Here is a 1,305-nt window from a genome sequence, read left to right on the forward strand (position 1 = left end):
ACCGTCCAGGCGGGTGGACAGACCTGGGAAAATATAGGTAATCGCCAGAGCGTCTTCGAGGATCGTTCGCCGTACGCCGTGTATGTCCCGCTGGATACGGCGGTCGGCATCACGGCCGTGGGCAATGCCGAAGTGGCCTTGTGCAGCGCACCGGGCATCACCCACCGTCCGGCGCGCCTGATCGAGCCATCGGCCATGACGCGTTCCGTGCGCGGCAAGGGCGCGAACACCCGCTATGTGTGCGACATCCTGCCGCAGACGGCCGAGGCCGATGGCTTGCTGGTGGTCGAGGTGGTCACGCCATCGGGCCATTCCTCGAGCTATCCGCCGCACAAGCACGATGACGACAATATTCCGACCGAAAGTTCGCTCGAGGAAACCTATTACCACCGCCTCAACCCCGAACAGGGCTTTGCCTACCAACGGGTCTACACGGACGACCGCAGCATCGATGAAGCCATGGCCGTGGAAAACCACGACGTGGTGATGGTGCCGCGCGGCTACCATCCCGTGACCGTGCCGTATGGCTACGATGGCTATTACCTGAACGTGATGGCCGGCCCCAAGCGGGTCTGGCATTTTAAAAATGATCCAGCCCATGACTGGCTGATGACGAAATAACCAAGGAAAAAAGATGACTATCCCGATGATCGGCCACTTTATTGGTGGCAACCCGATGGCTTCGCGCTCAGAGCGCACGAGCGACGTCTTCAATCCCGCCACGGGCGCCGTCACGGCCAAGGTGTCGTTGGCGACGCCGTCCGAGCTGAACGCGGCCGTGGCGGCTGCCCATGCTGCCTTTCCCGCCTGGTCGCAAACCTCGCCGCTGCGCCGCGCGCGGGTCATGTTCAAGTTCAAGGAGTTACTCGAGCAAAACGCCGACAAACTGGCCGAGCTGATCACGCATGAACACGGCAAAGTGTTTACGGATGCCAAAGGGGAAGTGACGCGCGGCATCGAAGTGGTGGAGTTTGCCTGCGGCATCCCGCAAATGATGAAGGGAGAGTATAGCGAACAGGTGGCCGGCGGCATCGATGCCTGGTCGATTCGCCAGGCGCTGGGCGTGTGCGTCGGCATCACGCCATTCAACTTCCCCGTCATGGTGCCGATGTGGATGTTCCCGATGGCGATTGCCTGCGGCAATACCTTTGTCTTGAAACCGTCCGAGCGCGATCCGTCGGCCAGCCTGCTGCTGGCGCAATTGCTGACGGAGGCGGGCTTGCCCGATGGCGTCTTCAATGTGCTGCAGGGAGATAAAGAGGCCGTCGATGGCTTGCTGCACCACCCGGACGTGCGCGCCGTCAG

2 protein-coding genes are annotated in these 1,305 nt (G+C 61.7%); both read left to right on the forward strand.

The window, feature by feature from the left end:
• A partial coding sequence (iolB, locus tag ASN89_RS26735) for a 5-deoxy-glucuronate isomerase (protein WP_058051357.1) occupies window positions 1-621 on the forward strand: 621 nt, incomplete at its 5' end.
• Between the two features lie 13 nt (window positions 622-634).
• Window positions 635-1,305, forward strand: a 671-nt coding sequence (locus tag ASN89_RS26740; protein WP_152988714.1) for an aldehyde dehydrogenase family protein, incomplete at its 3' end; no start/stop codon positions are given.

The organism is Janthinobacterium sp. Ant5-2-1, from assembly GCF_001445815.1.
Taxonomy (GTDB): Bacteria; Pseudomonadota; Gammaproteobacteria; order Burkholderiales; family Burkholderiaceae_D; genus Janthinobacterium; species Janthinobacterium lividum_E.